This is a genomic window from Pseudarthrobacter equi (genome assembly GCF_900105535.1).
Taxonomy (GTDB): Bacteria; Actinomycetota; Actinomycetes; order Actinomycetales; family Micrococcaceae; genus Arthrobacter; species Arthrobacter equi.
Map to the genome: position 1 here is coordinate 2,157,525 of NZ_LT629779.1, position 24,984 is coordinate 2,182,508.

Annotated in this window: 19 protein-coding genes and 1 pseudogene; 10 read left to right on the forward strand and 10 right to left on the reverse strand. The window is 67.9% G+C overall.

Features of this window, described 5'->3' with window-relative positions:
- Positions 1–34 precede the first annotated feature (34 nt).
- From BLT71_RS09685 to BLT71_RS09710, 6 genes and pseudogenes are all read left to right on the forward strand, one after another.
- Positions 35–2,847 (forward strand): annotated as a pseudogene (locus tag BLT71_RS09685) (aconitate hydratase).
- 141 nt (positions 2,848–2,988) lie between these two features.
- Positions 2,989–4,962 (forward strand): 1-deoxy-D-xylulose-5-phosphate synthase, encoded by a 1,974-nt coding sequence (gene dxs, locus BLT71_RS09690; RefSeq protein WP_091719592.1) that lies wholly within the window; start codon positions 2,989–2,991, stop codon positions 4,960–4,962.
- Between the two features lie 47 nt (positions 4,963–5,009).
- Positions 5,010–5,594 carry a DUF402 domain-containing protein gene (locus BLT71_RS09695; RefSeq protein WP_091719593.1) on the forward strand — a complete coding sequence of 195 codons (585 nt, stop codon included), beginning with the start codon at positions 5,010–5,012 and terminating at the stop codon, positions 5,592–5,594.
- Entirely contained in the window at positions 5,591–6,151 is a 561-nt protein-coding gene (locus BLT71_RS09700; protein ID WP_091719595.1) for a hypothetical protein, read from the forward strand. The genes BLT71_RS09695 and BLT71_RS09700 overlap by 4 nt, the downstream gene beginning before the upstream one ends.
- A gap of 9 nt (positions 6,152–6,160) precedes the next feature.
- Complete coding sequence (locus BLT71_RS09705; protein ID WP_091719597.1) at positions 6,161–7,138, forward strand: aldo/keto reductase; 978 nt, start codon at positions 6,161–6,163, stop codon at positions 7,136–7,138.
- Between the two features lie 74 nt (positions 7,139–7,212).
- The gene (locus tag BLT71_RS09710; protein WP_091719599.1) at positions 7,213–8,238 is read left to right on the forward strand and encodes a nucleoside hydrolase; all 1,026 of its coding nucleotides are present in this window, start codon (positions 7,213–7,215) and stop codon (positions 8,236–8,238) included.
- A 97-nt stretch (positions 8,239–8,335) separates the two neighbouring features.
- Here the strand turns inward: BLT71_RS09710 and BLT71_RS09715 are convergent, their stop codons facing one another.
- A complete protein-coding gene (locus BLT71_RS09715) occupies positions 8,336–9,760 on the reverse strand; it encodes a mycothione reductase (RefSeq protein WP_091719601.1) in 1,425 nt (474 codons plus the stop codon).
- A 245-nt stretch (positions 9,761–10,005) separates the two neighbouring features.
- Between BLT71_RS09715 and BLT71_RS09720 the strand changes: the two genes are divergently transcribed.
- Genes BLT71_RS09720 through BLT71_RS09730 form a run of 3 tightly spaced genes read left to right on the forward strand, consistent with a single transcriptional unit; the run spans position 10,006 to position 13,295 of the window.
- Positions 10,006–10,848, forward strand: a complete 843-nt coding sequence (locus tag BLT71_RS09720) for a glycosyl transferase family 9 (RefSeq protein WP_091719603.1) — start codon at positions 10,006–10,008, stop codon at positions 10,846–10,848.
- A 12-nt stretch (positions 10,849–10,860) separates the two neighbouring features.
- Positions 10,861–11,610 (forward strand): energy-coupling factor transporter transmembrane component T, encoded by a 750-nt coding sequence (locus BLT71_RS09725; protein WP_091719605.1) that lies wholly within the window; start codon positions 10,861–10,863, stop codon positions 11,608–11,610.
- Complete coding sequence (locus BLT71_RS09730; RefSeq protein ID WP_091723942.1) at positions 11,607–13,295, forward strand: ABC transporter ATP-binding protein; 1,689 nt, start codon at positions 11,607–11,609, stop codon at positions 13,293–13,295. The genes BLT71_RS09725 and BLT71_RS09730 overlap by 4 nt, the downstream gene beginning before the upstream one ends.
- Here BLT71_RS09730 and BLT71_RS09735 read toward each other — a convergent pair.
- From BLT71_RS09735 to BLT71_RS09775, 9 genes are all read right to left on the reverse strand, one after another.
- The gene (locus BLT71_RS09735) at positions 13,292–15,481 is read right to left on the reverse strand and encodes a 3-hydroxyacyl-CoA dehydrogenase NAD-binding domain-containing protein (RefSeq protein ID WP_091719607.1); all 2,190 of its coding nucleotides are present in this window, start codon (positions 15,479–15,481) and stop codon (positions 13,292–13,294) included. The genes BLT71_RS09730 and BLT71_RS09735 overlap by 4 nt on opposite strands.
- On the reverse strand, positions 15,478–16,773 hold the full coding sequence (locus tag BLT71_RS09740; RefSeq protein ID WP_091719609.1) for a thiolase family protein: 1,296 nt from the start codon (positions 16,771–16,773) through the stop codon (positions 15,478–15,480). The genes BLT71_RS09735 and BLT71_RS09740 overlap by 4 nt, the downstream gene beginning before the upstream one ends.
- Positions 16,774–16,901: 128 nt before the next feature.
- Complete coding sequence (locus BLT71_RS09745) at positions 16,902–18,233, reverse strand: HRDC domain-containing protein (protein ID WP_091719610.1); 1,332 nt, start codon at positions 18,231–18,233, stop codon at positions 16,902–16,904.
- Between the two features lie 70 nt (positions 18,234–18,303).
- The gene (locus BLT71_RS09750) at positions 18,304–18,954 is read right to left on the reverse strand and encodes a DUF3000 domain-containing protein (RefSeq protein WP_091719612.1); all 651 of its coding nucleotides are present in this window, start codon (positions 18,952–18,954) and stop codon (positions 18,304–18,306) included.
- A 55-nt stretch (positions 18,955–19,009) separates the two neighbouring features.
- Complete coding sequence (locus tag BLT71_RS09755; RefSeq protein ID WP_091719614.1) at positions 19,010–20,107, reverse strand: threonine aldolase family protein; 1,098 nt, start codon at positions 20,105–20,107, stop codon at positions 19,010–19,012.
- A gap of 74 nt (positions 20,108–20,181) precedes the next feature.
- Positions 20,182–20,916 (reverse strand): SDR family oxidoreductase, encoded by a 735-nt coding sequence (locus BLT71_RS09760; RefSeq protein WP_091719616.1) that lies wholly within the window; start codon positions 20,914–20,916, stop codon positions 20,182–20,184.
- Positions 20,913–22,277 (reverse strand): DUF6421 family protein, encoded by a 1,365-nt coding sequence (locus BLT71_RS09765; RefSeq protein ID WP_091719618.1) that lies wholly within the window; start codon positions 22,275–22,277, stop codon positions 20,913–20,915. Before BLT71_RS09765 ends, BLT71_RS09760 begins: the two co-directional genes overlap by 4 nt.
- A gap of 236 nt (positions 22,278–22,513) precedes the next feature.
- A complete protein-coding gene (gene msrB / locus BLT71_RS09770; RefSeq protein WP_172829945.1) occupies positions 22,514–23,062 on the reverse strand; it encodes a peptide-methionine (R)-S-oxide reductase MsrB in 549 nt (182 codons plus the stop codon).
- A gap of 14 nt (positions 23,063–23,076) precedes the next feature.
- Positions 23,077–23,568, reverse strand: a complete 492-nt coding sequence (locus BLT71_RS09775) for a hypothetical protein (protein WP_091719620.1) — start codon at positions 23,566–23,568, stop codon at positions 23,077–23,079.
- Positions 23,569–23,706: 138 nt separating this feature from the next.
- Between BLT71_RS09775 and BLT71_RS09780 the strand changes: the two genes are divergently transcribed.
- Entirely contained in the window at positions 23,707–24,984 is a 1,278-nt protein-coding gene (locus tag BLT71_RS09780) for an alpha/beta hydrolase family protein (RefSeq protein WP_091719622.1), read from the forward strand.

Here is a 24,984-nt window from a genome sequence, read left to right on the forward strand (position 1 = left end):
ACAAAGATGAAACTGTTGCGAGAGGAGTCCTGCGATGAGCACTGTGGACAGCTTCGGTTCAAAAGGCAAACTTAATGTAGCCGGAACCGAATATGAAATTTTCCGGTTGAACTCCGTTGAAGGTGCAGAAAACCTTCCGTTCAGCCTCAAGGTATTGCTTGAAAACCTGCTGAGGACCGAGGACGGCGCGAACATCACTGCCGATCACGTCCGCGCCCTGGCAGGCTGGGATCCCAATGCGGAACCCGATACAGAAATCCAGTTCACGCCGGCACGCGTGATCATGCAGGACTTCACCGGCGTCCCCTGCGTGGTGGACCTGGCGACGATGCGTGAAGCCGTCAAGGAACTTGGTGGCGACCCCAAGCGCGTCAACCCGCTGGCACCGGCCGAAATGGTCATCGACCACTCGGTGCAGATCGATGCCTTCGGTAACTCCGGCGCGCTGGAGCGCAACATGGAGATCGAATACCAGCGCAATGGTGAGCGCTACCAGTTCCTGCGCTGGGGCCAGACCGCGTTTGACGATTTCAAGGTCGTCCCCCGGGAACCGGCATCGTGCACCAGGTCAACATCGAGTACCTGGCGCGCACGGTCATGACCCGTGAAGTCAACGGCGCTTTGCGTGCCTACCCCGACACCTGCGTCGGCACCGACTCCCACACCACCATGGTCAACGGCCTGGGCGTTCTCGGCTGGGGCGTCGGCGGCATCGAAGCCGAGGCAGCCATGCTCGGCCAGCCCGTCTCCATGCTCATTCCCCGCGTCGTCGGCTTCAAGCTGACCGGGTCCATCCCGGCCGGCGCCACCGCCACCGACGTCGTTCTCACCATCACCGAGCAGCTGCGCCAGCACGGCGTGGTGGGCAAGTTCGTTGAGTTCTACGGCGAGGGTGTCGCGGCCGTGCCGCTGGCCAACCGCGCCACCATCGGCAACATGAGCCCGGAGTTCGGCTCCACCGCCGCCATGTTCCCCATCGACGACGTCACCTTGGACTACCTGCGCCTCACGGGCCGCTCCGATGAGAATGTTGCCCTGGTCGAGGAGTACGCGAAGGAACAGGGCCTCTGGCACGATCCTTCCCGCGAGATCAAGTTCTCCGAGTACCTGGAACTGGACCTGTCCACGGTTGTTCCGTCGATCTCCGGCCCCAAGCGTCCGCAGGACCGGATCATCCTCAGCGAGTCCAAGGACCAGTTCCGCGAGGATCTCCGCAACTACGTCAAGGTTGACCTGGCCGACGGCAGCCTGGACGAAGCCATCGACGAGAGCTTCCCGGCGTCGGATTCCCCGTCGTTCACCGCTTCGGCAACGCACCTCACGGAGCAGGCGCCCCACAGCCACGGCCCCAAGGCCAATGGACGCCCGTCCAAGAAGGTGGCCGTCACGACCGCGGACGGCCGGGAGTTCGAGTTGGACCACGGTGCGGTGTCGATCGCGTCGATCACCTCCTGCACCAACACGTCCAACCCCTCGGTGATGCTGGCTGCTGCCCTGCTTGCGCGCAACGCCGTGGAAAAGGGCCTGGCCGCGAAGCCGTGGGTCAAGACCTCCGTCGCCCCGGGCTCCAAGGTGGTGACCGACTACTACAACAAGTCGGGCCTGACCCCTTACCTGGAGAAGCTCGGCTTCTACATCGTGGGCTACGGCTGCGCCACCTGCATCGGCAACTCCGGCCCGCTCGACGCCGAGATCTCCGAAGCCATCCAGGCCAACGACCTCTCCGTCACGGCTGTGCTTTCCGGCAACCGCAACTTCGAAGGCCGCATCAACCCGGACGTCAAGATGAACTACCTGGCTTCCCCGCCGCTGGTCATCGCCTACGCCCTGGCCGGAACCATGGACTTCGACTTCGAAGCCGATGCCCTGGGCCAGGACGAAGCCGGCAATGACGTCTTCCTCAAGGACATCTGGCCGAACCCGGTCGAGGTCCAGCAGGTCATTGACTCATCGATCGACAAGGGCATGTTTGCCCGCGGCTACGAGGGCGTCTTTGAAGGCGACGACCGCTGGAAGGCGCTGGACACCCCTGCGGGCGACACCTTCGCCTGGGATGCCAAGTCCACCTACGTCCGGAAGCCCCCGTACTTCGAAGGCATGAAGGCCCAGCCTGAGCCGGTCAAGGACATCAGCGGCGCCCGCGTGCTGCTGAAGCTCGGCGACTCCGTCACCACGGACCACATCTCGCCTGCCGGTTCCTTCAAGTCCGACACCCCCGCCGGCCAGTACCTGCTGGCCAACGGCGTGGAGCGCAAGGACTTCAACTCGTACGGTTCCCGCCGTGGCAACCACGAGGTGATGATCCGCGGTACGTTCGCGAACATCCGCATCAAGAACCAGATCCTCGACGGCGTGGAGGGCGGCTTCACCCGCGACTTCACCCAGGAAGGCGGCCCGCAGGCCTACGTCTACGACGCCGCCCAGAACTACCAGGCAGCCGGCACTCCGTTGGTGGTCCTGGCAGGCAAGGAATACGGTTCGGGTTCATCGCGTGACTGGGCTGCCAAGGGTACCGCCCTGCTGGGCGTCAAGGCCGTCGTCGCCGAGAGCTACGAGCGCATCCACCGCTCCAACCTCATCGGCATGGGCGTCCTGCCGCTGCAGTTCCCGGCCGGCGAGAACGCTGCCAGCCTGGGCCTCACCGGCACGGAAACCTTCTCGGTTGAGGGCGTCACCGCCCTGAACGAAGGCACCACGCCCAAGACCCTCAAGGTCACGGCAACCGCCGAAGACGGCTCCTCGAAGACCTTCGACGCCGTCCTTCGTATCGATACGCCGGGTGAAGCGGACTACTACCGCAACGGCGGCATCCTGCAGTACGTGCTGCGCCAGATCTCCGCGAACTAGCGGAGCCTGCCAGCAGGCAGAACCACTCCGAAGCCCCGGCCGGTCACCGACCAGCCGGGGCTTCGGCCGTCCGGCTGAGCTTTGTCCGCGGACCAAGGCGTTAGAGTTAAACGGCACGTCTACCACCCGAAGGAGGGGTCATTGGGAATCTTGGACACCATCCGGAATCCGCAGGACCTGAACGATTTATCCGAAGAGCAGCTGGAACAGCTGGCCTCGGAGATCAGGGAATTCCTGATTACTAACGTTTCCCAGACGGGCGGCCACCTCGGACCCAACCTCGGCGTCGTGGAACTCACGCTGGCCGTGCACCGCATTTTCGACTCTCCGCGGGACAGCATCGTCTTCGACACCGGGCACCAGTCCTACGTACACAAGCTGCTGACCGGCCGGCAGGATTTCAGCACTCTCCGCCAGCAGGGCGGCCTCTCCGGCTACCCCTCGCGGGCCGAGTCGGAACACGACATCGTGGAAAGCTCCCACGCGTCCTCGTCACTGTCCTGGGCTGACGGGATCTCCCGCGCCCGGCAGCTCACCGGCGAAGGCGACCGCCACGTCGTCGCCGTCGTGGGGGATGGCGCGCTGACTGGCGGGATGGCCTGGGAGGCCATCAACAACATTGCAGCCGACAAGAAGCGGCGCGTAGTCATTGTCGTCAACGACAATGGCCGCTCTTACGCACCCACAGTGGGTGGTTTCGCCGATTACCTGGCGTCCCTGCGCCCCACCATCGACTCCTTCCGTGCAGCACCTGCCTACGAGAAGGCGCTGGACTGGTGGAAGAAGAAGCTCCAGAACGGGGGCCCGGCGGGCCAGTTCACCTACAAGAGCCTCCACGCCATGAAGAAGGGCGTCAAGGACTGGTGGGCCCCGCAGGGCATGTTCGAGGACCTCGGTATGAAGTACATCGGCCCTGTGGACGGGCATAACCTGCAGGCCCTGGAGCACGCCCTCGCCACTGCACGGAACTACCACGGCCCGGTGATCGTCCACGCCATGACCGAAAAGGGCCATGGCTATGCGCCCGCCCGCGCCCATGAGGCAGACCAGTTCCATGCCGTCGGCATCATCGATCCGGAGACCGGCGAACCCACCGGTACTGCGGGCGCAAAGTCCTGGACGTCGGTTTTTGCCGACGAAATCGCTGCCATCGCGGACGAGCGCAAAGACATCGTGGGCATCACCGGAGCCATGCTCATCCCGGTGGGCCTGCACAAGTTTGCCGCCAAGCACCCGGACCGGGTTATCGATGTTGGAATTGCTGAACAGCATGCCCTGACGTCCGCAGCCGGCATGGCCTTCGGCGGACTGCACCCCGTGGTGGCCGTCTACGCCACCTTCCTCAACCGCGCCTTCGACCAGCTGCTCATGGACGTGGCCCTGCACAAGGCCGGCGTCACGATCGTCCTGGACCGGGCAGGCGTCACCGGCCCGGACGGCGCCAGCCACCACGGCATGTGGGACATGTCCATGGTCCAGATCGTCCCCGGCCTCCACCTCGCCGCGCCCCGCGACGCCTCACGCCTCCGCGAGGAGCTGCGCGAAGCCGTGGCCATCAATGACGCACCCACCGTGGTCCGTTTCTCCAAGGGATCCGTCGGCGCTGAAATCGAAGCGCTGGAACGCCTCAGCGACGGCGTTGACGTGCTGGCACGCCGGCCCGCTGGCTCCACTGCCAACGATGTCCTCATCGTCAGCGTCGGCGCCATGTCCGAGCTCGCCCTCGACGTGGCCAACCGGCTCGGCGCGCAGGGGATCAGCACCACCGTGGTGGACCCCCGCTGGGTGCTTCCGGTCCGCCGTTCAATCATCGCCCTGGCCTCGCACCACCGCCTGGTGATCTGCATCGAGGACGGCGTCCGCGCCGGCGGAGTGGGATCACGGATCCGGCAGGAAATGCGGGCGGCAGGGGTGGACACCGCCCTGAACGAAGTGGGCCTTCCGGTTGAGTTCCTGGACCATGGCACCCGCGGCGAGGTGCTGGAGCGCGTTGGCCTCACGGCCCAACAGATCACGCACGACGTCGTCGCCCAGGTTTTGGGGACAAAGGTCCCCTTCGCGCGTCCATTGCCGGGGCAACAACACCCCACCACCGGCAGCCTCCCCATCCTGTGAGGGGAGAAGAAAGGCTGGAGGACCAAGGCGGGCCCGCGTATCCCGGCATGCTGGGGGACCAGCACGAAACCGGCCACCCCGGGGCAACCAGGACACCGCAGGGACTCGAACCCGGCCAGTTGGTGGTGGCCCGCAACCGCAAGTGGAACGGCAAGGCACACTGGGTGGTGCCCGGCCGCTACCTCGGCGAGGACCGGCACGGCTGGTGGATCTTCCAGGGCACCAACGAGTTCTGTTCCCGGCCCGGCGCGGCGTTCTACACCAGGTCCGACGCCGTGCTCCTGGTTCCGCGCGACGGCGACTGGGTAGCCACCTTCTACGATGATGCCCACCCCGGCGGCGTCCGGATCTACATCGACCTCGCCGTTGCCCATGAATGGAACCCCATCCGGCCGCACGTCACCGAATTCCACGTCATCGACATGGACCTGGACGTTGTGAGCACAGCGGACCGCGGCGTCTTCATCGACGACGAGGACGAGTTCGAGGACCACCGCACCGCCATGAACTACCCCGCAGCACTGGCGGAGTCCCTCGAGGCTTCTGCCGCAGAACTTTTCCAGGCCGTTAAGGCGCAAGAGGCACCGTTCGACGGCACGGACGTCGGATGGTTTACCAAGGGACGAATATGAGCGACAACATGCGGGTCTACAAACGCGACGACGAAGGCGCCCTCCACTTCCGGGAGGCCTGGTACGACGAAGAGTACGGCCAGTTCGTCATGAACTTCGGTGCTGTGGGGCACCAGAGCAAGACCCAGGAGACAGACGTACCGGATGCTGCCGCCGCAGAAGGGCTGATGGATGCCTTCGCCGTGCAGTGCACCGAGGATGGCTACGCCGAGATCCCCGCCGAAGACCAGTTCTGGGTGGTGGCCCAGTTCGCCCTGAAAACCCGTGAAGGCACCGCCCGCGACCACCACCTTGCCCAGAAGGCGTCCGACGCCCTCATCAGCCACCTCGCCTGGCGGGGCCTGGGCACCGTGGACCGCAGCGGGTTCAGCGACTTCAAGCTCAACATCTTCTGCCTCTGCCCGGACGTGAACAAGGCCGTCGCCGCCATCAAGGTATGCGCCCGCAACGAGGACCTCGACTTCACCAAGCTCAGCATCGGTGCTGCCCCCTTCACCGACGCGGAAAACTTCAAGCTCAAGCACTCCGCCAAACCCGCCAACAGCTTCAGCCTCTAGGAGTTCCCTGTGACAACGTACCGCCGCGTCGGAAAATCAGGCCTGACCGTCTCCACGGTGGGCCTCGGATGCAATAACCTGGGCCGCGCCAACACCGTCACCGAATCCCAGGAAGGCACCGACGCCGTCGTTTCCGCGGCCCTTGATGCCGGCATCACGCTGTTCGACGTCGCGGACAACTACGGCCGCGAGCCCGGACTCAGCGAAACGATGCTGGGCAAGGCGCTCGGCAGCCGCCGGGGCGACGTTGTGGTGGCCACGAAGTTCGGAATGGATGCCAAGGGCGTCAACGGCCCGGACTTCGGTGCGCGCGGTTCCCGCCGGTACATCATCCAGTCCGTCGAAGCGTCCCTGCGGCGCCTCGGCACCGACTGGATCGACCTCTACCAGTTCCACACGCCGGATCCGCAGACGCCCATCGACGAAACCCTGTCCGCGCTGGACGACCTTGTCCGCAGCGGGAAGGTCAGGTACATCGGCCACTCCAACCGCGCCGGCTGGCAGATCTCCCAGGCCGAGTACGTGGCGCGCGAACTCGGCGGGGCCCGCTTCATCTCCACCCAGAACCACTACAACCTCCTGGACCGCCGGGCGGAACTGGAGGTCACTCCCGCGGCTGAGGAATTCGGCCTTGGCGTCCTGCCGTACTTCCCGCTGGCCAACGGCCTGCTGACCGGCAAATATGCGCCGGGCCACGCGCCGGACGGTTCGCGGCTCAGCCACACACGCACCAACATGGTGGACGACGCCGACTGGGACCAATTGGGCAAGTTCAGCCTGTTCGCCAAGGAACGCGGCCTGGGCGAAGTGGAGGTCGCCTTCTCCTGGCTCGCCGCCCAGCCGTCCGTGGCCAGCGTCATTGCCGGCGCCACGAAACCGGAGCAGGTCCGGCAGAACGCGGCTGCGGCCCACTGGCAGCCGTCGGCGGACGACCTCGCGGAACTGGACAGCATCTTCCCGGCCGTGCCCAAGGTAGCCCTCTTCTAGGCGTCCGAAAACCGGCACCAGCCAACCCGTGCAGCTGAACCCCAACCAACCGAACCACGTAACCCGGACCAACCATGACCGCATTCCTGCTGGACGTCGACACCGGCATCGACGACGCCCTGGCCCTTGCTTATCTGGCCGCCCTGCCGGACACGGAATTCGTGTCCGTCACGGCAACCCCCGGAAACGTGGACGCGGACCAAGTGGCACGGAATACCCTGGCGCTGCTGGAACTGTGCGGACGCCCTGGCGTTGAGGTGGCCATCGGGGCACGGGTACCACTGTCCATCCCGTTGGTCACCACCCCGGAAACGCACGGTCCGCAGGGCATCGGCTACGCCGTCCTGCCCGAACCGGACGGGCAGGTCTCGGCGCGGAACGCCGTCGACCTCTGGATCGACCATGCCCGCGCCCGGCCGGGCGAACTCACCGCGCTCATCACTGCGCCGTTGACCAACTTCGCCCTGGCCCTCCGCAAGGAGCCGGACCTGCCCGAACTGCTGGCCGGCGTCGTGATCATGGGCGGAAGTTTCTATTACCAGGGGAACACCACGCCCACCGCCGAGTGGAACACCCACGTGGATCCGCATGCCGCAAAGGAGGTGTACGCCGCCTACCGCGGCAGGCCCGCCGCGAAGCTGCCGGTGGTCTGTTCGCTGGACACCACCGAGCGGATGGAGATGCGGCCTGACCATGTCCGGCAGCTTGCTGAGGCGGCCGGTGCCTCCGTTCCCGAGCTTGTGCTCCCGGACCAGACAGAGGGCCGGCGCAGCACCTCTGACAACCGCGTCATCCGGCACCTCTCGGACGCGCTGCGGTTCTACTTCGAGTTCCACCGGCTGTACGACCAGGGCTACCTGGCGCACGTCCATGATTTCTTTGCCGCCGGAGTTGCCGCGGGCACCCTCGAGTACAGTGCGCGGCCGGCAACCATCGACGTCGAGACGGACTCGCCGCTGCTGATGGGAACAACTGTGGCGGACTACCGGGGACTGTGGGGGAGCGCACCGAACGCCCGGATCGTCTCGGCCAACAACCCGGAGCAGGCGTTCCGGGAACTCATCACGGCCGTCGGGAACCTGGCCGCCCGGTTGGGCTGACACGGCCCGGTTGGGCTGGCACCGCGCGGTAACGCGGACCCGGCTGAAAGCTTTCCGGGCGGCGCAGACGTCCGGCTGACGGGACCGGGCCGGACCGCTAGAGCGGGGCGTCCGCCGGTACGTCGGTGTCCAGGGCCAGCAGGGCGTTTTCCACCACTTCCATCAGCGCCGGGTGGATCCAGTACGGGCCGCGGGCCAGCACATGCACGGGTGTCTCCTGGTACATGGCCTGCACCAGCGGCTGGATCAGGTTGGACGCTTCGTGTCCCAGGATGTGGGCCCCCAGCAGGCGTCCCGTCGAGCGTTCGGCGATGAGCTTGACCACCCCCTCCTGGTCCTCCATGGCCCAGCCGTACGCGGTGCTGCCGTACTCCTGCAGGGCGGTGACAACATCGGATCCGGACGCTGCGCCGGACCGTGCCTCCTCTTCCGTCAGTCCCACCGAAGCGATCTGCGGATTGGAGAACACGGCGGACGGGACGGCGGTGTAGTCGATGCTGCGGAGCCTGTCCGGGTGCTCAAGATTGTGGGCCACCACCCGGGCCTCCCGGTTGGCCACGTGCTTGAGCTGGTACGGGTTGGCTGCATCGCCCAGTGCGTACACACCCGGCAGGGGTTCGCCTCCGGAGAGGACCCGAAGCCTCGAGTCCACGGCGAGGATTCCGTCGTCGCGCAGGTCAAAGCCCGCAGCTTCGGCGCCCAGCCTGTCGGTGTTGGGAACCCGGCCGGTGGCCATCAGCACGAGGTCCGCCGGCACCCGCAGCTGCCCGCCGCCGCGGCCCGTGAAGACGGCGGTGACGCTGCCGTCGCCGTTGTCCTCCACGGACTGGATCGCGAAACCGGTCCGGAGCGTCCAGCGCTCGGCGGCGGCGGCCGCGAAACGCTCCGCGATGTCTGCATCATGGCCGCGGAGTAGGCGTTCGGACCGGTTCACCTGCGTCACGTCGGAGCCAAGGCCGGCAAAGACGCCGGCGAACTCCGCGGCGATGTAGCCCCCGCCAACCACCACCACGCGCCGGGGGAGCCCGTCCACCCGCATCACCGTGTCCGAGGTGTGCACTTGGGGTAGGTCCATGCCCTCAACGTCCGGCACCACGGCCCGCGAACCCGCGGCAACCACTACCTGGTCCGCCGTGATCTCCACCCCGGAGTCCGTCCGCAGTGACCGCGGACCGGTGAAGCGCGCGTGCTCCTCGTACAGGTCAACGTTGTCCAGCTCGTCCGCCCGGTACCGGCGGCCTGATGCTGAGATGGCGTCAATCCGGCCGAAGATCCGGTCCCGGATGCCGTTCCAGTGCACCTTGTCCAGGTTCAGGTCCACGCCCAGCCGGCGGGCCTCGGCCGGTGCGGCGGCGAGCCCGGCGGGGTAGACGAACATCTTGGTGGGGATGCAGCCCACGTTCAGGCACGTTCCGCCGAACACGCCGCCGTCGATCAGGGCCACCCGCTTGCCGTCCCAGTACGGGGTGATCAGCGAGTTCCCTGATCCGGATCCAATGATGGCGAGTTCGTAGTGGGGCATGCGGCCGACTTTCAGTGGAGGACCCCCTGCCAGGGAGGGCCGATGTTCTTTGCGCGGGCCGGCAGCCCAACTGCCGGTGTCCCTTCCCGCAGTCTAAGGGAGGACACCTGCCGGCACGCTGCAGCGCCGGTAGACTGGTTCCGTCTGCCGGTTCATTCCGGCTCCTGCCGCCGAGGTGACATAGGTGGCGCTCCGCACGGCCCGGTTTTTCCGTGCCGTCCGTGCCGCACCCCAAAGGAACCTTCATGTCATCGCCCTCCCTGACGCTGCCGTCCCCGGCGCCCGCCGCTGCCCGCCGGCGCCGGCTCCTGGAAACCCTTGGTGCCCTGGCCATTGCCGGCACCTACGTCTTCCTGGTCCTCAACCAGCCCGCGGACATCACCGGCGGCCCCGGCAGTGCGTCGGCACTGATTGCCCTCTCCGGCTTTCTGGTGGGTGCCATCCTGCTGATCGTTGCCGTGCTGCCCAGCCTGCCGGCGTCCACCGTGGTGCTGATTCCGGTGGCCCTGGTCCTGAACATCGTGCTGGGCCAGTTCGTCGGCAGCACGCTGGTGCCGTTCTACCTGGACGCGATCGGTACTGTCCTGATCGCCGTCCTGGCCGGTCCCGCCGCGGGTGCGGCCACCGGGGCACTCAGCAGCATCGTGTGGTCCTTCTTCAATCCCACGGTCCTGCCTTTCGCCGCGGGCGCTGCGCTGATCGGCTGCCTCGCCGGCCTTGCTGCCCGGTACGGCCTGTTCCGCCGTTTCTACCTGGCCCCCGTTGCCGGCTTCGCCACCGGCATCATCGGCGGCGTCGTCTCGGCACCGGTGGCCGCCTTCGTCTTCGGCGGCACCTCCGGGGTGGCAACCGGCGCCATCGTCAGCGCCTTCCGCTCGATGGGCGACACCCTGCTGGCCGCCATCACCAAGCAGGCACTCATTTCCGACCCCATGGACAAGGCCATCGTCTTCACCGTGGTGGCCATCCTGGTGTACGCGTTGCCGCGCCGGACCAGGTTCCAGTTCCCGTTTGTCCGCCGGCACCACGTCCTGGCCGGAAAGGCGCCGGGACAGGCAGCAGGACAGGATTCCACGCCCGCATCCTGAATCCCGTTTCCCATGCGCGTCCACCCGCTGACGGGCCTCGCCGCGGCCGGCAGCACAGCAGTGATCACGACGGCGGCAGGCAGCTGGCCGCTGTCCCTCGCCGTCGTTGCGGGTGCCCTCGCCGTGTCCGCGGCGGGTGGCACGGCCCGGCGGTTGCTGCCGGCGGCTGCGGCAATACTGGTGCCGCTCACGCTGTCCCTGCTGATGGTGCACGGGCTGGCGTATCCGGAGGGCCGCACAGTCCTGGCCGAGTGGGGTCCTGCCCGGGTCACGGCCGAAGGGCTGGGCTTCGCCCTGCAGCGGGGTGCGCAGGTGTGGGGTGCCGTCCTGGCGCTCTTTGCCTTCTCCTTCAGCGTCAGCGTCCCTGACCTGGTGGCTGCCCTGAATGCCAAGGGAGTCCGCGGACGCTTTGCCTTTGTGCTGGCCTCCACGCTCACCCTGCTGCCGGCCATCGCGGCACAGGCGGAGCGTATCCGCACCGCCCAGGAAGCCCGCGGGCTGGTGATCCGCAGGGGGCTGGTCCATCGGGCGGCCGCGTTCCGCCTGCAGGCTGTACCGCTGGTCCTGGCGCTGGTGGACGATGCCGGTACCCGCGCCGCTGCACTGGAAGCGCGCGGATTCAGCAGCAGCGGACCGCGGACCAGCTACCGCACCGTCCCGGACTCCACAGCCCAGCGACTCTTGCGGGCTGTGTTGCTGCTTGCTGCGGCTGCCGCCGTCGTCCTGCGCCTGTGGGCCGCTGCAGCAGGGGGGTGGGCGTGACCATCCCATCCAGTCCGGTCCTGCAGGCCGGCATCCAGAGCTTCACATTCCACGACGGCGGCGGGCCAGTCCTGGACAGAATCCAGTTGGCCGCCGCGCCAGGCACCCTGACCGCGGTACTGGGTGCGTCCGGCAGCGGAAAGACCACCCTCGGAAGGTTGCTGGCCGGGTGGCTGACGCCGGGAAGCGGCGGAACCCTGGCTGGCTACCTGGAGCTGGCAGGCACGCGGCTGGACTTCGGTAGCGGAATGGCTGGCGGTGACGGAAAGAGTCACCACCGGGTTGAACCGCGCATCGACCCCGCCGCGTGGGGCCGGCAGGTGGGCTTCGTCCCCCAGGACGCGGCCGCGGCACTTTCCACCGTCCGGGCGACGGTCGCCGAAGAACTGGCCTTTGGGCTGGAGAACGCAGGAGTGCCCCGCCCGGCCATGGTTGCCGCGGTGGACCGCACGGCAGGCCTCCTGGGGCTCACCGGGCTGCTCGACCGAAACCCTGCCCGGCTCTCCGGCGGGCAGCTGCGGCGCCTGGCCATTGGCTGCGCCGTCATCTCGGGGCCCGCCGTGCTGGTCATGGACGAGCCGTTCGCCTCGCTGGACGCGGCAGGGGCCCAGGAGCTGGCGGCTCTGGTGCGGCACCTCGTGGCGTCGGGAACCGCCGTCGTGATCCTGAGCCGGGTGATCGATGGGCTCCTGCTCGCGGCAGACCAATGGCTGGTGCTCGCTAACGGGACCATGGCGGCCGCCGGCGATCCTGCCAGCCTCGGCCCTGAGACCGGCCTTGTTCCTGCGGGAATCCGCCGGGTGGGCGAAGCCGCCGGAGCTGCCCGAGCCTCCCGGCTGCCTTCCCGGACCATGCGGCCACCCGCCACAGCCGCCCGCACAGCCTCGGCAGTCAATGCGGAGGTTCCAGCCGCTGCAGGCACCGCCGCAATTCCAGCCACTCCGTCGAAGACGGCCGGAGCCGGCGCGGCGCTCGAGTTGCGTGACGTCTCCTTCAGCTACGGTCCGGAGGCCCGCCGGGCCGGCAACAAAGGCCGGTGGCTGACCCGCAGCAGGAACGTCCCTTCGCTACCCCGGCAGCCCCTGGTCCTGGCTGGCATCAACCTGGCGGTGTACCCGGGGGAGATCGTTGCCGTTGCGGGGCCCAACGGAGCGGGTAAGTCGACGCTCCTGCGGCACTTGAACGGGCTGCTGCAGCCGACGTCCGGCTCCGTGCTGGTGAACGGCAGTGACGTCGCCCGGCGTGCGGTGGGGGAAACTGCCGCTGAGGTGGGCCTGCTCTTCCAGCATCCCCGTGACCAGCTGTTCGAACGGACGCTCCTGCGCGAGGTCCGCTTTGGCCTGGACCGCCTGGTGGGTACCGCGAAGGCCGGCGAACGTGCTGCGGCCGCGCTGGCGGCGGTCGGACTCGAACATGCCGCCCACGGACACCCTGCTGAGCTGTCCGCGTCCGGCCAGCGGCTCCTGGCACTCGCCACCGTCCTGGCCCGGAGGCCCTTGGTCATCGCCCTGGACGAGCCCACCGTGGCACTGGACGGCGACGGCCTGGCCGTGCTGGACGCAGCCGTCTGTTCCGCGGCCGCGGAGGGGGCCGCCGTCGTGCTGGTCACCCACGACCTGGACTATGCACGGACGGCGGCCCACCGCCTGGTGGCGCTCGACGGCGGCCGGCTGCGGCAGGCTTAGCCGGCGGCCGGACCCGCGGCCGGACCCGAGGCCACGCCGGACGCCACGCCCGGTGGGAGGAACCGCTTGCCGTTGACCCTTTCGGAGGCACCCACCCGGTCGAGGTACGGCGTGATGCCGCCCAGGAACATGGGCCACCCGGCGCCCAGGATCATGCAGAGGTCGATGTCCTCCGGCCCTGCCACCACTCCTTCGTCCAGCATGAGGCCGATTTCTTCGGCCAGGGCGTCCTGCGTGCGCCGCAGCACCTGGCCGGCAGTGGAGGGGCTGGTACCGAAAGACATCAGCGACAGGGTGGAGTCCGGGATGGCAACGGAACCGTCCGGCGCGGTTTCCCAGAGGCCCTTCACACCGTTGTCAATCAGCTTGTGCAGGTTGGCGGAGACCGGGAACCGGTCGCCGAAGGCACTGTTCAGCGACTCCTGGACGTGCTGGGCCACCGGCAGGCCCACCATGGCCAGCAGCGTGAAGGGGGACATCGGCAGCCCCATGGGTTTCAGGGCACTGTCCGCCACGTCGGCCGGTGTCCCTTCATCGAAGGCGGCCGTCACCTCGCCCATCAGGCGCAGCAGGATCCGGTTGACCACGAAGGCGGCGGCGTCCTTGACCAGCACGCCGGTCTTCTTCAACGTCTTTGCGAGTTCGAAGGCGGTGGCCAGGACGGCGTCATCGGTCCGCGGGGCGCGGACGATCTCCAGGAGCGGCATCACGGCAACCGGGTTGAAGAAGTGGAACCCTACCAGCCGTTCCGGGTGCTGCAGGTCCTCGGCCATGGCCGTCACCGAGAGCGACGACGTGTTGGTGGCCAGGATGCAGTCTTCCGAAACGACGGCCTCCAACTCCGCGAACACCTGCTTCTTGACGCCGAGTTCCTCAAAGACCGCTTCGATCACGAAATCAGCATCCGCAAAGGCTTCCTTGGACACTGAACCGGACACCAGCGCCTTGGTGCGGTTGGCGGCGTCCGCGCTGATCCGCTTCTTCGCCAGCAGTTTGTCCACCTCGCCGTGGACGTAGCCGACGCCCTTGTCCACCCGGGCCTGGTCAATGTCGGTCAGTACCACCGGCACCTTCAGCTGGCGGGCAAACAGCAGCGCCAGCTGGCCGGCCATCAGGCCGGCTCCCACCACACCGACTTTGGTGACAGGGCGGGCGAGTTTGCGGTCAGGGGCACCGGCGGGACGCTTGGACCGTTTCTGGACGAGGTCCAGGAAGGCGTACACGGTGGCGCGGAACTCATCGGTCTGCATCAGCCCGGCCAGTGTCTCGCATTCGAGGGCTGCCGATTCAGCCTGGCTCATGGTGCGGTTGGCTTCCATCAGCTCCAGGACCTTGGCCGGGGCGGGCGCCGCGTTCGACGTCTTGGATTCCACGAACTTCCGGCCCGCAGCCACCGCAGCGGCCCAGCGTCCGGCGGTGTCCGGGTGGGAGGGGTCGACGGCGTTGGCGCGTTCCGGAACCAGCTCGCCGGAGATCACTTTCGCGGCCCACGCAAGGGACTGCTCCAGGAAGTCGGCGGGTTCGAACAGGGCATCCGCGATGCCAAGGTCGAAGGCCTGCGGGCCGCTGAGGGTCCGGTTGTTGCTGAGCGGGTTCTCGATCATCACCTTGACGGCGTTCTCGGGCCCGATCAGCCGGGGGAGCAGGTAGACGCCTCCCCAGCCCGGGACCAGCCCCAGGAGGGCTTCGGGGAGGGCCAGGGCACCGGCGCCGGTGGATACGGTGCGGTAGGTGGACTGCAGTGCGATTTCCAGTCCGCCGCCCAGGGCGGTGCCGTTGATGAAGGCGAAGCTGGGAACGCCCAGGTTGGCCAGCGTTGCATATACATCGTGGCCCAGTTGGGCCATGTGGAGTCCGTGCTCGCGCTCCTCCAGCGACTTCACGGCAGAGAGGTCGGCTCCGGCCACGAGGTAGTAGGGCTTGCCGGTAACCCCGACGCCGGCGATCTCACCGCGGGCGGCCCGGTCCCGCAAGCCTTCCAGCACCGAGCCGAGTTCCACGAGGGTGTTGGGCCCCAGCGTGGTGGGTTTGCTGTGGTCCAGTCCGTTGTCGAGCGTGACCAGGGCAAACGTTCCGGGGCTTTCCTTGCCGGGGGCAGCGGGAAGCGGAATGTCCTGCACGTAGGAATGCGTGACTGTTTCGGTGGGGAACAGGCTGGCGAATCCGGTGAAATCTGCGGCGCTCATGCTGTGGCTCCTTCGGTGTGGACTGCTGCCGGGGCGGTGGTTGCGGTTCCTGTGGTGCCGGTGCCGCCACTGTAATCGGCGTGGTGCGGGTTTTCCCAGATAACGGTCCCGCCCATGCCGAGTCCCACGCACATGGCGGTGATGCCGTAGCGCACTGAAGGGTCCTCTTCGAACTGGCGGGCCAGCTGGGTCATCAGCCGGACACCGGAGGAGGCGAGGGGGTGGCCCACGGCAATCGCGCCGCCGTAGCGGTTAACCCGGGGGTCGTCGTCGGGAATGCCGAAGTGGTCCAGGAAGCTCAGGACCTGGACCGCGAAGGCCTCGTTAATCTCGAAGAGGCCGATGTCTTCAATGGTGAGGCCCGCGTTCTGCAGTGCTTTCTCGGTGGCGGGGACCGGGCCGATGCCCATGACTTCAGGCTCCACGCCGGCGTACGCGTAGCTGACCAGCCGCATCTTCACGGGGAGGCCAAGCTCAGCCGCCGCTTCGCCCGAGGCCAGGACGGCGGCAGTGGCACCGTCATTGAGGCCCGCCGAATTGCCGGCGGTCACGCGGCCGTGCGCGCGGAAGGGGGTGCGGAGTCCGGCGAGGTCGGTAGCGGTGGTCCCGGGGCGCGGCGGTTCGTCCACGCTGTGCACGGTCCAGCCCTGGCCCGGCTTCCGGCCTGCCACCGGCACCAGGTCGGGCTGGATGCGGCCCTCGCGGTAGGCTGCGGCCAGCTTGTCCTGGGATGCCACGGCGTAGGCGTCGCTGCGCTCCTTGGTGATGGCGGGGAAGCGGTCGTGCAGGTTCTCGGCGGTGTTGCCCATGTTGAGGGCGGCAGGGTCCACCAGCCGTTCGGACATGAACCGGGGGTTCGGGTCGGCGCCGGAGCCCATGGGGTGGTTGCCCATGTGCTCCACGCCGCCGGCGATGACGACGTCGTAGGCGCCGAAGCCGATGCCGCCGGCCGTGGACGTTACGGCGGTCATGGCCCCGGCACACATGCGGTCCACGGCGAAGCCCGGTACGGTGCGGGGCAGTCCGGCCAGCAGCGCGGCGGTCCTGCCCAGCGTGAGGCCCTGGTCGCCGGTCTGGGTGGTGGCGGCGATGGCCACCTCATCCACCCGCTCGGGCGGCAGCGAGGGGTTCCTGCGCAGCAGCTCGCGGATGCACTTCACGATCAGGTCGTCGGCGCGGGTACCGGCATGGATCCCCTTCTCACCGGCCCGGCCGAAGGGCGTGCGGAGGCCGTCAATAAAGACGACGTCGCGGACAGTGCGCCGGGTGGCGCCGCTTCCGGTGTGGCTCACGTGTAACTCCTCATCGAGACGTAGGCGCCGCGCACATGCCGGAGGACGGCAGGGTGTGCGGCAGTACGTCCGATGTTACTCGCGAGTAACTTAGGCTGCAAGGCCGGTGTGGAAGGGGCGCCGGAAGGCTAGCTTCCCGCGGTGACCGCGGCTTTCGGCTCTTTGGGCGGAAGCGGCTGTGGATCCAGGAAGGCACGGGTGATAAGCGGGGCAGTGAGCTCCACCTGCCACTCGCGCGCACCGAGTCCGCGAAGCTCCGAGGCCACCGATTCCTCGCTGATCGCAGCCGGCGGGCGCCAGGCAACCCGGCGAAGATAGTCGGGCGTGAGCAGGTTTTCCACCGGGAGGTTCAGCTGGTCGGCCCGCTCCTGAAGCAGCGGCCTGGCCGTGGCGAGCCGCGCGGCAGCCTCGGGGTCGCGTTCGGCCCAGACCCTGGGCGGCGGCGGGGCGTTCGTTGCCAGGTGCAGCGGGGGAAGATCGTCCAGGTCCCGGGCGGCGGCGATGCAACGGAGCCAGCGCGGCGCCTCGCGCTGCGCTGCCCGGCCATGGAAGCCCTTGGTCCCCAGCAGCTGGGGAACGGTGGAGGGCATGGCCTTGGCAGCGGACACCAGCGCGGAGTCCGGGATCAGCCGGCCCGGTGCGACATCGCGCTTGCGGGCCAGCGCGTCGCGTTCCATCCACAGTTCCCGGACGGCAGCCAGCTGGCGCCGGTCCCTGATCTGGTGCAGGCCGGAGGTCTTCCGCCACGGGTCCAGCCGCGGCGGCGCGATGCCCGCTGCCAGGATCGCGGCAAACTCCTGCTCGGCATACTCCAGCTTGCCGTCGGCCTGGAGCAGTTCCACCAGCTCCTCCCGCAGCTCACTGAGGACCTCGACGTCCAGTGCTGCGTAGCGCAGCCACGGTTCCGGGAGGGGGCGGGTGGACCAGTCGGCGGCGGAGTGTTCCTTGGCCAGGCCGAAGCCGAGAAGCTGTTCGATGACGGCGGCAAGGCCCACGCGGGGAAGCCCTGCCAGCCGGGCGGCGAGTTCCGTGTCGAAGAGCTTGTCCGGCCACATGCCGAGCTCCGACAGGCACGGAAGGTCCTGGGTTGCGGCGTGCAGGATCCACTCGACGCCGCGGAGGGCGTCGTTAATGATGGCGAGGTCCTCGAAAGGCTCGGGATCGATCAGCCAGGTGCCGGCGCCTTCGCGGCGGATCTGCACGAGGAAGGCACGCTGGCCGTAGCGGAACCCGGAGGCCCGTTCCGCGTCCACCCCTGCCGGTCCGGTTCCTGCGGCGATGGCGGCTGCGCAGCGTTCCAGTCCGGCCTGGGTCTCGATGACCAGGGGGACGCCCTCACGGGGTGCGTCGAGTTCGATGATTTCGGGGATGGGGCTGTCGAAGCCCTCCACGGTGATATGGGGTGCGGTATCAGCAGCCGGAGCGCCGGCCGTGGTGTTTTCCGGGTTGTTAGGGGTCATGATGCCCCCAGTTTACCGGTCCTGCGCGCCGAAGGTCCGCTGGCACGCTCCCGGCTGGGCTGCATGGGAGTCAGTTCCGGCGCCGCTGCGGCAGGGGCGTGACGCCGTCGGGCAGGGGCGGGAGTCCCGCGAAGGTGCACACCATGTCGGACCAGGCTTCGAGGTGCGCCGTGACATCCGGCGTGGCGGGGGTCCAGGACGCCCGCAGTTCAATATCAATGGTTCCGGGCCGTTCGGAGAGGGTCCCGAAGCTTTCAGACAGCACCCGGGTGGCGGTCCCGCCGGCGGCCCGGTAGGGCGCGTCGTGGTTTTCCAGTGCCTCCACCAGCCAGGTCCAGGCCACCGTTCCGAGCATCTCGTCGTTGCCCATATCCGGTTCGAGCTCGGCACGGATGTAGGTGACGATCCTGAATTCCCCGTCCCACACTGCCGAGCCTTCGGGATCGTGCAGCAGGATGAAGCGCCCGGTGGCGAGCTCCGTGTCGCTGTCCTCCCCGGTCCCGGCGGCGGCCAGGGCCATTGCGGCCGGTCCGTGCAGGGGAGGTGCCGCGGTCCCGGCGCCCTGGGCCATGACTTCCGCGCCCAGGGCGACGGCGAAGGGTGCCAGGCGCGCCGGCGCGGGAATTTCCGCGAGGTGGAGTTCCTTGCGGCACTGGGCTTTCCTGAGGGTTCCCAGAGCATGGAGGAAATCCGGGGGAACCTGGTCAAGTGCGTTCACCATGGCAGATTACGCAACCCTTCAGTGCTGTCCGGGGAGGCTCGCCGTCCCGTGCGCCTCAGCCGGCCTGCCCGCCGTCGTAGTCGCGCAGTTCGTGGCGGATGGCGGCGATGAACGAATCCACGTCCTCTTCGGTGGTGTCGAACGAACACATCCAGCGCACTTCCCGGGCAGCTTCGTCCCAGTCATAGAACCGGAAGGATGCACGGAGCCGGTCCGCCACTCCTTCGGGGAGCACGGCAAACACCCCGTTGGACTCTGTCTTCTGGGTGGGCCGGACGCCGTCGATGGTGTCCACGGCGGCGCGGAGCCTGGAAGCCATGGCGTTGGCATGGGAGGCCGAGCGTAACCAGAGGCCACCTTCCAGCAGGGCAATGAACTGGGCGGACATGAAGCGCATCTTGGATGCCAGCTGCATGTTCATCTTGCGCAGGTACACCAGGCCGTGGGCGGCTTCGGGGTTCAGCGCCACCACCACCTCGCCGAACAGCAGGCCGTTCTTGGTGCCGCCGAAGGACAGGATGTCGACGCCGGCGTCCCGGGTGAAGGCACGCAGCGGCACCTGCAGGTGGGCTGCGGCGTTCGCCAGCCGGGCACCGTCCATGTGCAGCTTCATGCCCTTCGCGTGGACATGGTCGGCGATGGCGCGCACTTCCTCCGGTGTGTAGCAGGTGCCCAGTTCGGTGGTCTGGGTGATGGACACGGCCAGCGGCTGTGCGCGGTGCTCGTCACCCCAGCCCCACGCTTCCCGGTCGATCAGCTCCGGAGTCAGCTTCCCGTCCGGGGTGGGGACCTGCAGCAGCTTCATGCCGCCGATGCGTTCAGGTGCCCCATTTTCGTCCATGTTGATGTGGGCGGTGGAGGCGCACACCACGGCTCCCCAGCGGGGGAGCAGGGACTGCAGCGAGAGGACGTTCGCTCCGGTTCCGTTGAACACGGGGAAGCATTCGATGCCCGGCCCGAAGTGCTCCTCCATGACCCCGTGAAGCCGGGAGGTGTAGTCGTCCTCGCCGTAGGACACCTGATGGCCTTCGTTGGCTGCGGCAAGCGCCGCCAGAATCTCCGGGTGGACGCCGGAGTAGTTGTCCGAGGCGAAGCCCCGCACGTTGGGGTCGTGCAGCCGAAGGGCCGCACCGGTCTCTGCTGTGGTTGTCATGCCTTTGCTCACATTCCCAGTCTATGTATGGCTTGCAGCGGTGGGGTGCCCCTATGCGGTGGGGCGCTGCCGGGTCACGGAGCCAGCCGGACCCGGGTGCCGTTCAGATCGGCCGCCGGGGCGTCGAACAGCCCCACCACCGCTTCCGCGAGTTCGGCCACGTCCGTGGCTCCCGGGAACGTCCGCTCCGGGTGGCTGCGGCGCAGTCCGTCGTCCACGAGGGACTTCACAACGAGGACGACGGCGGCAGCCTGCCCGCCGCCGTCGGCCGCGGCTGTGCGGCGGAAACCGTCCGCCACGGCCATGGTCCACGCCTCGGCTGCAGCCTTGGCGGCCACGTAGTTGGCCACGCTGGCCGCCGGCTTTTCCACGGCAGTGGAGGAGATCATGGCGAACCTGCCGTGCGGGGAGGCGGCAATGTCGTCAAAGAACACCCGGGTGATGTTGCGCAGCGTCGTGACGGCTCCCCGCTCGAGGAAATCCCAGTCCTCGTCGGATTGATCGGGGATTCCCTGCGCACCCCGCCATCCGCCCACCAGGTGGATGACGGCGTCCACGGTCCCGGCCTGGAGCGCGACGTCGCCGCGGAGCTGCCTGACGTCGTCGAGGCTGGCGAGGTCGCACGTGAGGTGCGTGACGCCGTCGCCCGCCTGTTGTGCTGCTGCCTCGATCCGCTGCTGGTCGGAACCCACCGTGATGACCCGGTGCCCGGCCATGTGGAGGGCACGGGCGACCGCTACGCCGGAGGCTCCGCTGCCGCCTGTGACGAGGACGGTGAGTGCCGGAAGCGTGCCGGTGGTTCCCCTCACAGCGCCGAGCTGCCGGTGATGCCTGCGGTGGACTCGATGACAGGGCGCATCTTCTTCTCTAACGCCTCGTAGAACATGGACAGCGGGAATTCATCGTCCAGCACCTGATCGGTCAGGCCCCGCGGGGCACCGGACAGGGGGAGGGCGTCCGGGCCCTTTGCCCAGACGGACGCCGGGTTGGGCGTGACCGTGCCGGAGATGAGCTCGTAGGCTGCCAGCCAGTGGGCGGTCTTGGGCCGGTCGATGGAGCGCCAGTAGAGGTCATCAATCCGTGCCCCGAGCGCCATGACGGCGTCCGGCACCCCGTCCCAGTCGATGGTGAGCCGGGTATCGGTCCAGTGCAGGACGTGCTGCTGGTGCAGCCACGCGAAGAGCAGTTGGCCACCCAGGCCGTCGTAGTTGCGGACGCGGCTCCCGGTGATGGCGAAGCGGAAGATCCGGTCGAAGATGACGGCGTACTGCACCAGTTTGGCGTGCCGGCGGGCTTCAGGATCGGCGTCGTCGTCCTTCTCGATGCGCACGGATTCCCGGAAGGCTGTGAGGTCGCAGCGGAGTTCTTCCAGCGAGTACAGGAAGAAGGGCATGCGCTGCTTGATCATGAACGGATCGAAGGGCAGGTCGCCGCGCATGTGGGTCCGGTCGTGGATCAGGTCCCACATGACGAAGGTGGCCTCGGTCAGGTCCTGGTCGGCCAGCAGCTCAGCGGCGCCCTCGGGCAGTTCCAGGCGGGTGGTCTCAGCAGCGGCCTTGAGCACGCGCCGGAAGCGCGCGGCTTCGCGGTCGGCAAAGATGGCACCCCAGGTGAAGGTGGGGGTGGTGCTGACGGCCACGGTTTCCGGGAAGAGGACCGCTGAGTTGGTGTCGTAGCCTGCGGTGAAGTCGACGAACCGGATGGGAACAAACAGTTTGTTGGAGTAGTCGCCTGCCTCCAGGCCGGCGATGAACTCGGGCCAGATGACCTCGATCAGCACGGCCTCCACCAGCCGGCTGCTGCTGCCGTTCTGGGTGTACATGGGGAAGACCACCAGGTGCTGGAGGCCGTCCTGCCGGAGTTCCTGGGGCTGGAAGGACAGCAGCGACGAGAGGAAGTCCGGAACAGCGAACCCGCCTGCCACCCAGGCCGTGAAGTCGGCGCAGACCGCGTCAAGGTAGGCGGCATCGTGCGGGAAGGCCGGGGCAAGGGCCCGCACGGCGTCCACGATGCTGTCAACGTGCAGTGCCGCCGTGCTGTGACGTGCCGCATCCGGCACGGAACCGTCCGCGGCCTGCAGTCCCTGGAGGGCTGACGCTGCGGTCCGGAGGCGGATCCAGTCATGGTTGTCCGCGGAAATCCGGGGGACGGCGGTGAGGGTTTCAGTCATCGTCGCTGCCTTTCTGGGCGTTGCTTGCTTCTCTCTTCGGAGCGTAGCAAGCAACAAGCAGAACTAATCTGAAAAGCGATTGAGGCTAAGAAAGACTATTTCTCAGCTCCGTGCTCTGCGCGTTGAGCCCGCCCTGCGCTGGGGGATCGTGGTTCTGGGCGCGCCCTGTGAACGGACCGGCGGGCGGACCCGGCAGGGCTGACTGCCGCGCCCGCCCGCCGGCACTGGCTGCTGAATCAGCCCGCCGCAGTACCGTCCGTCGGCACCGTGCCGTCCGCCGCCTCTGCCCCGTCCTTCGGGACGAGCCGCAGCGACACGGAGTTGATGCAGTAGCGCTGGTCCGTGGGAGTACCGTAGCCCTCGCCGTCGAACACGTGGCCCAGGTGCGAATCGCAGGCGCCGCAGCGGACCTCCACGCGGTCCATCCCCATGGTGCGGTCGTGGATGTAGCGGACCGTGCCCTCGGCCAGCGGGGCCCAGAAAGACGGCCAGCCGCAGTGCGAATCGAACTTCTCGTTGCTGGTGAACAGTTCGGTCCCGCAGGCCCGGCACTGGTACACGCCCGCAGTGTGGGTGTCCCAGTACTCGCCGGTGTACGGGCGCTCGGTCCCAGCCTGCCGGAGGACGCGGTACTCCTCGGGCGTCAGTTCCTCGCGCCACTGCGCGTCGGACTTCTGCACGGCGGCCGCGCCGTCCTCCCCGCCGGTGCCGTGGGAATCGGCTGCCGGGTCCGCGACAGCGTGGGTGGCCTTGTTTCCGAAAATGTTGTTTCCGAAGATACTCATGTTGTGGTCAACGCCTAGGAATCGCCGATAAATCCCGATCCTGCGTACAGGTGCAGGACGGGGATGCCGAGCTGGTCCTGGGCCTTGTTCGCCCAGTCGGTGTGGAAGGTATCGGACACCGCGTGTGGCCGCGTGATCACCACTGCCTGCGTGGCGCCGGTGTCCCTGACCCTGGCCACCAGCCCGTTGACGGCACCGCCGTCCACCACTTCACCGTCCACTCCGGCGCCCAGTCCTTCCAGGGCGGCAAGTGAGGCTGACAGGGTCTCCGTGGCGTGCGCCCGTTCCTCGGCGGGGTCCGGCGCGCGGGAGGTCAGTTCGCGGAAGGCCGCGGCAATTTCCAGGAGGGAGAGGTGTTCGAGGAAATCCACCAGCAGGTGCCGTTCGGTGTTGGCCGGCACAAGGACCAGCAGCCGGGAGTCTGCTCCGTCCACCAGGCGTTCGATGTTCAGGCGGTCGTCCGCCCCCAGTGGCTCTTCGGTCAGGATGACGATGGGTTCGCTCATGGCCTTAGCCTAGCCCTGTGCGTGGGGAGCCGCACTCACCTGTACACGGGGCTGTCACGGTGTACGGGGGACCGGTCCACACAGGACCCGCCCGGCCCGGAATGCGGTGATCCTTCCGGTGACGGTAAGAATAGGAGCATGGCTTCTTATCTGCGGACGCGCCCGGAGCACACTGCCCACACCCCGGAAACAGGGGGCATGTCGCTGGGGACCCGATGGGCTATCGCCGGTGCCATCGCAGGTAGTTCCCTCACTGGGCTGCTGGCTGCGGGTTCGTCAGCGCTCGCCGTATATTTCGCCCGCCGCGTCATTACGCCGGCGCGGCAGCGGACATCAGACCAGGAGGTCCTTGCGGTCATCCGCGATGGGCAAAAGCAGCAGGTGATCCTGGCCGCCACGGACGACACCACGGTGGACGGCCGGTACGGCTTCTATTTCGATGGCGGCAGGGGACACGCCAGGATCGGCCGCATCATCTCCTATTCGCCGGCGGAACGGACTGTACTGCGCGAAGTCGAAGCGGTGTACGCCGGGGACCTTTCTGCCGCCCGGTGGGGCTGGTGGAGCGGCGCTCTCTACCCGGACCCGGCCGCCGTCGGCTATGCAGCCGAGGAGGTGGCCATTCCCGTGGAACGCGGCGAGGCGCCGGCCTGGCTGGTCCGCGCAGGCGGAACCGCACGGACATGGGCGCTCATGGTCCATGGGCGAGGCGCCAGCCGGCAGGAAGCGCTGCGGGCGGTGGGTCCGGCGCTGGAGCTGGGGCTGACCAGCCTGCTGTTGTCCTACCGCAATGACGGCCTGGCGCCTTCGGCGGACGATGGCCGGTATGGACTGGGGTCCACGGAATGGCAGGACATTGAGGCGGCCATCGGATACGCACTGGACAACGGCGCCGAGGAGGTTGTGCTCTTTGGCTGGTCCATGGGCGGGGCCATCTGCCTGCAGGCAGCGGACCTGTCCCGGTACCGGCACCTGATCCGGGCCATGGTCCTTGACGCCCCGGTCATCGACTGGGTCAACGTCCTGGCCCACCATGCGCAGCTGAACCGGATACCCTCGCTGGTGGGCCGGTATGGGCAGCTCATGCTGGGGCATCCGCTGGGACGCAGGCTGACGGGCTTGTCCGCGCCCGTGGACCTCAAGGCCATGGACTGGGTGTCACGTGCCGTCGAACTCCGGACCCCCACACTGATCCTGCACAGCGTCGATGACGAGTACGTGCCCTACAAGCCGTCCGCGCTGCTGGCCGAGCGGAACCCTGAAATGGTGACCTTCGAAGCCTTCAACCACGCGCGGCACACCAAGGAATGGAACGTGGACCCCGAGCGCTGGGAGCGGCTGGTGAAGGCATGGCTGCGGCAACAGCTCGCGCCGCGCCTCAACCCGGGCTCCCGGCCGGGAAACCAGCCTGGCTGA

Bases quoted from the DNA above. Each gene is read 5' to 3' on its own strand.
- BLT71_RS09695 (WP_091719593.1), top strand. From the start codon at position 5,010: ATGCTGGGGGACCAGCACGAAACCGGCCACCCCGGGGCAACCAGGACA.
- BLT71_RS09700 (WP_091719595.1), top strand. From the start codon at position 5,591: ATGAGCGACAACATGCGGGTCTACAAACGCGACGACGAAGGCGCCCTC.
- BLT71_RS09710 (WP_091719599.1), top strand. From the start codon at position 7,213: ATGACCGCATTCCTGCTGGACGTCGACACCGGCATCGACGACGCCCTG.
- BLT71_RS09715 (WP_091719601.1), bottom strand. From the start codon at position 9,760: ATGCCCCACTACGAACTCGCCATCATTGGATCCGGATCAGGGAACTCG.
- BLT71_RS09720 (WP_091719603.1), top strand. From the start codon at position 10,006: ATGTCATCGCCCTCCCTGACGCTGCCGTCCCCGGCGCCCGCCGCTGCC.
- BLT71_RS09725 (WP_091719605.1), top strand. From the start codon at position 10,861: ATGCGCGTCCACCCGCTGACGGGCCTCGCCGCGGCCGGCAGCACAGCA.
- BLT71_RS09735 (WP_091719607.1), bottom strand. From the start codon at position 15,481: ATGAGCGCCGCAGATTTCACCGGATTCGCCAGCCTGTTCCCCACCGAA.
- BLT71_RS09745 (WP_091719610.1), bottom strand. From the start codon at position 18,233: ATGACCCCTAACAACCCGGAAAACACCACGGCCGGCGCTCCGGCTGCT.
- BLT71_RS09750 (WP_091719612.1), bottom strand. From the start codon at position 18,954: ATGGTGAACGCACTTGACCAGGTTCCCCCGGATTTCCTCCATGCTCTG.
- BLT71_RS09755 (WP_091719614.1), bottom strand. From the start codon at position 20,107: ATGACAACCACAGCAGAGACCGGTGCGGCCCTTCGGCTGCACGACCCC.
- BLT71_RS09765 (WP_091719618.1), bottom strand. From the start codon at position 22,277: ATGACTGAAACCCTCACCGCCGTCCCCCGGATTTCCGCGGACAACCAT.
- msrB (WP_172829945.1), bottom strand. From the start codon at position 23,062: ATGAGTATCTTCGGAAACAACATTTTCGGAAACAAGGCCACCCACGCT.
- BLT71_RS09775 (WP_091719620.1), bottom strand. From the start codon at position 23,568: ATGAGCGAACCCATCGTCATCCTGACCGAAGAGCCACTGGGGGCGGAC.
- BLT71_RS09780 (WP_091719622.1), top strand. From the start codon at position 23,707: ATGGCTTCTTATCTGCGGACGCGCCCGGAGCACACTGCCCACACCCCG.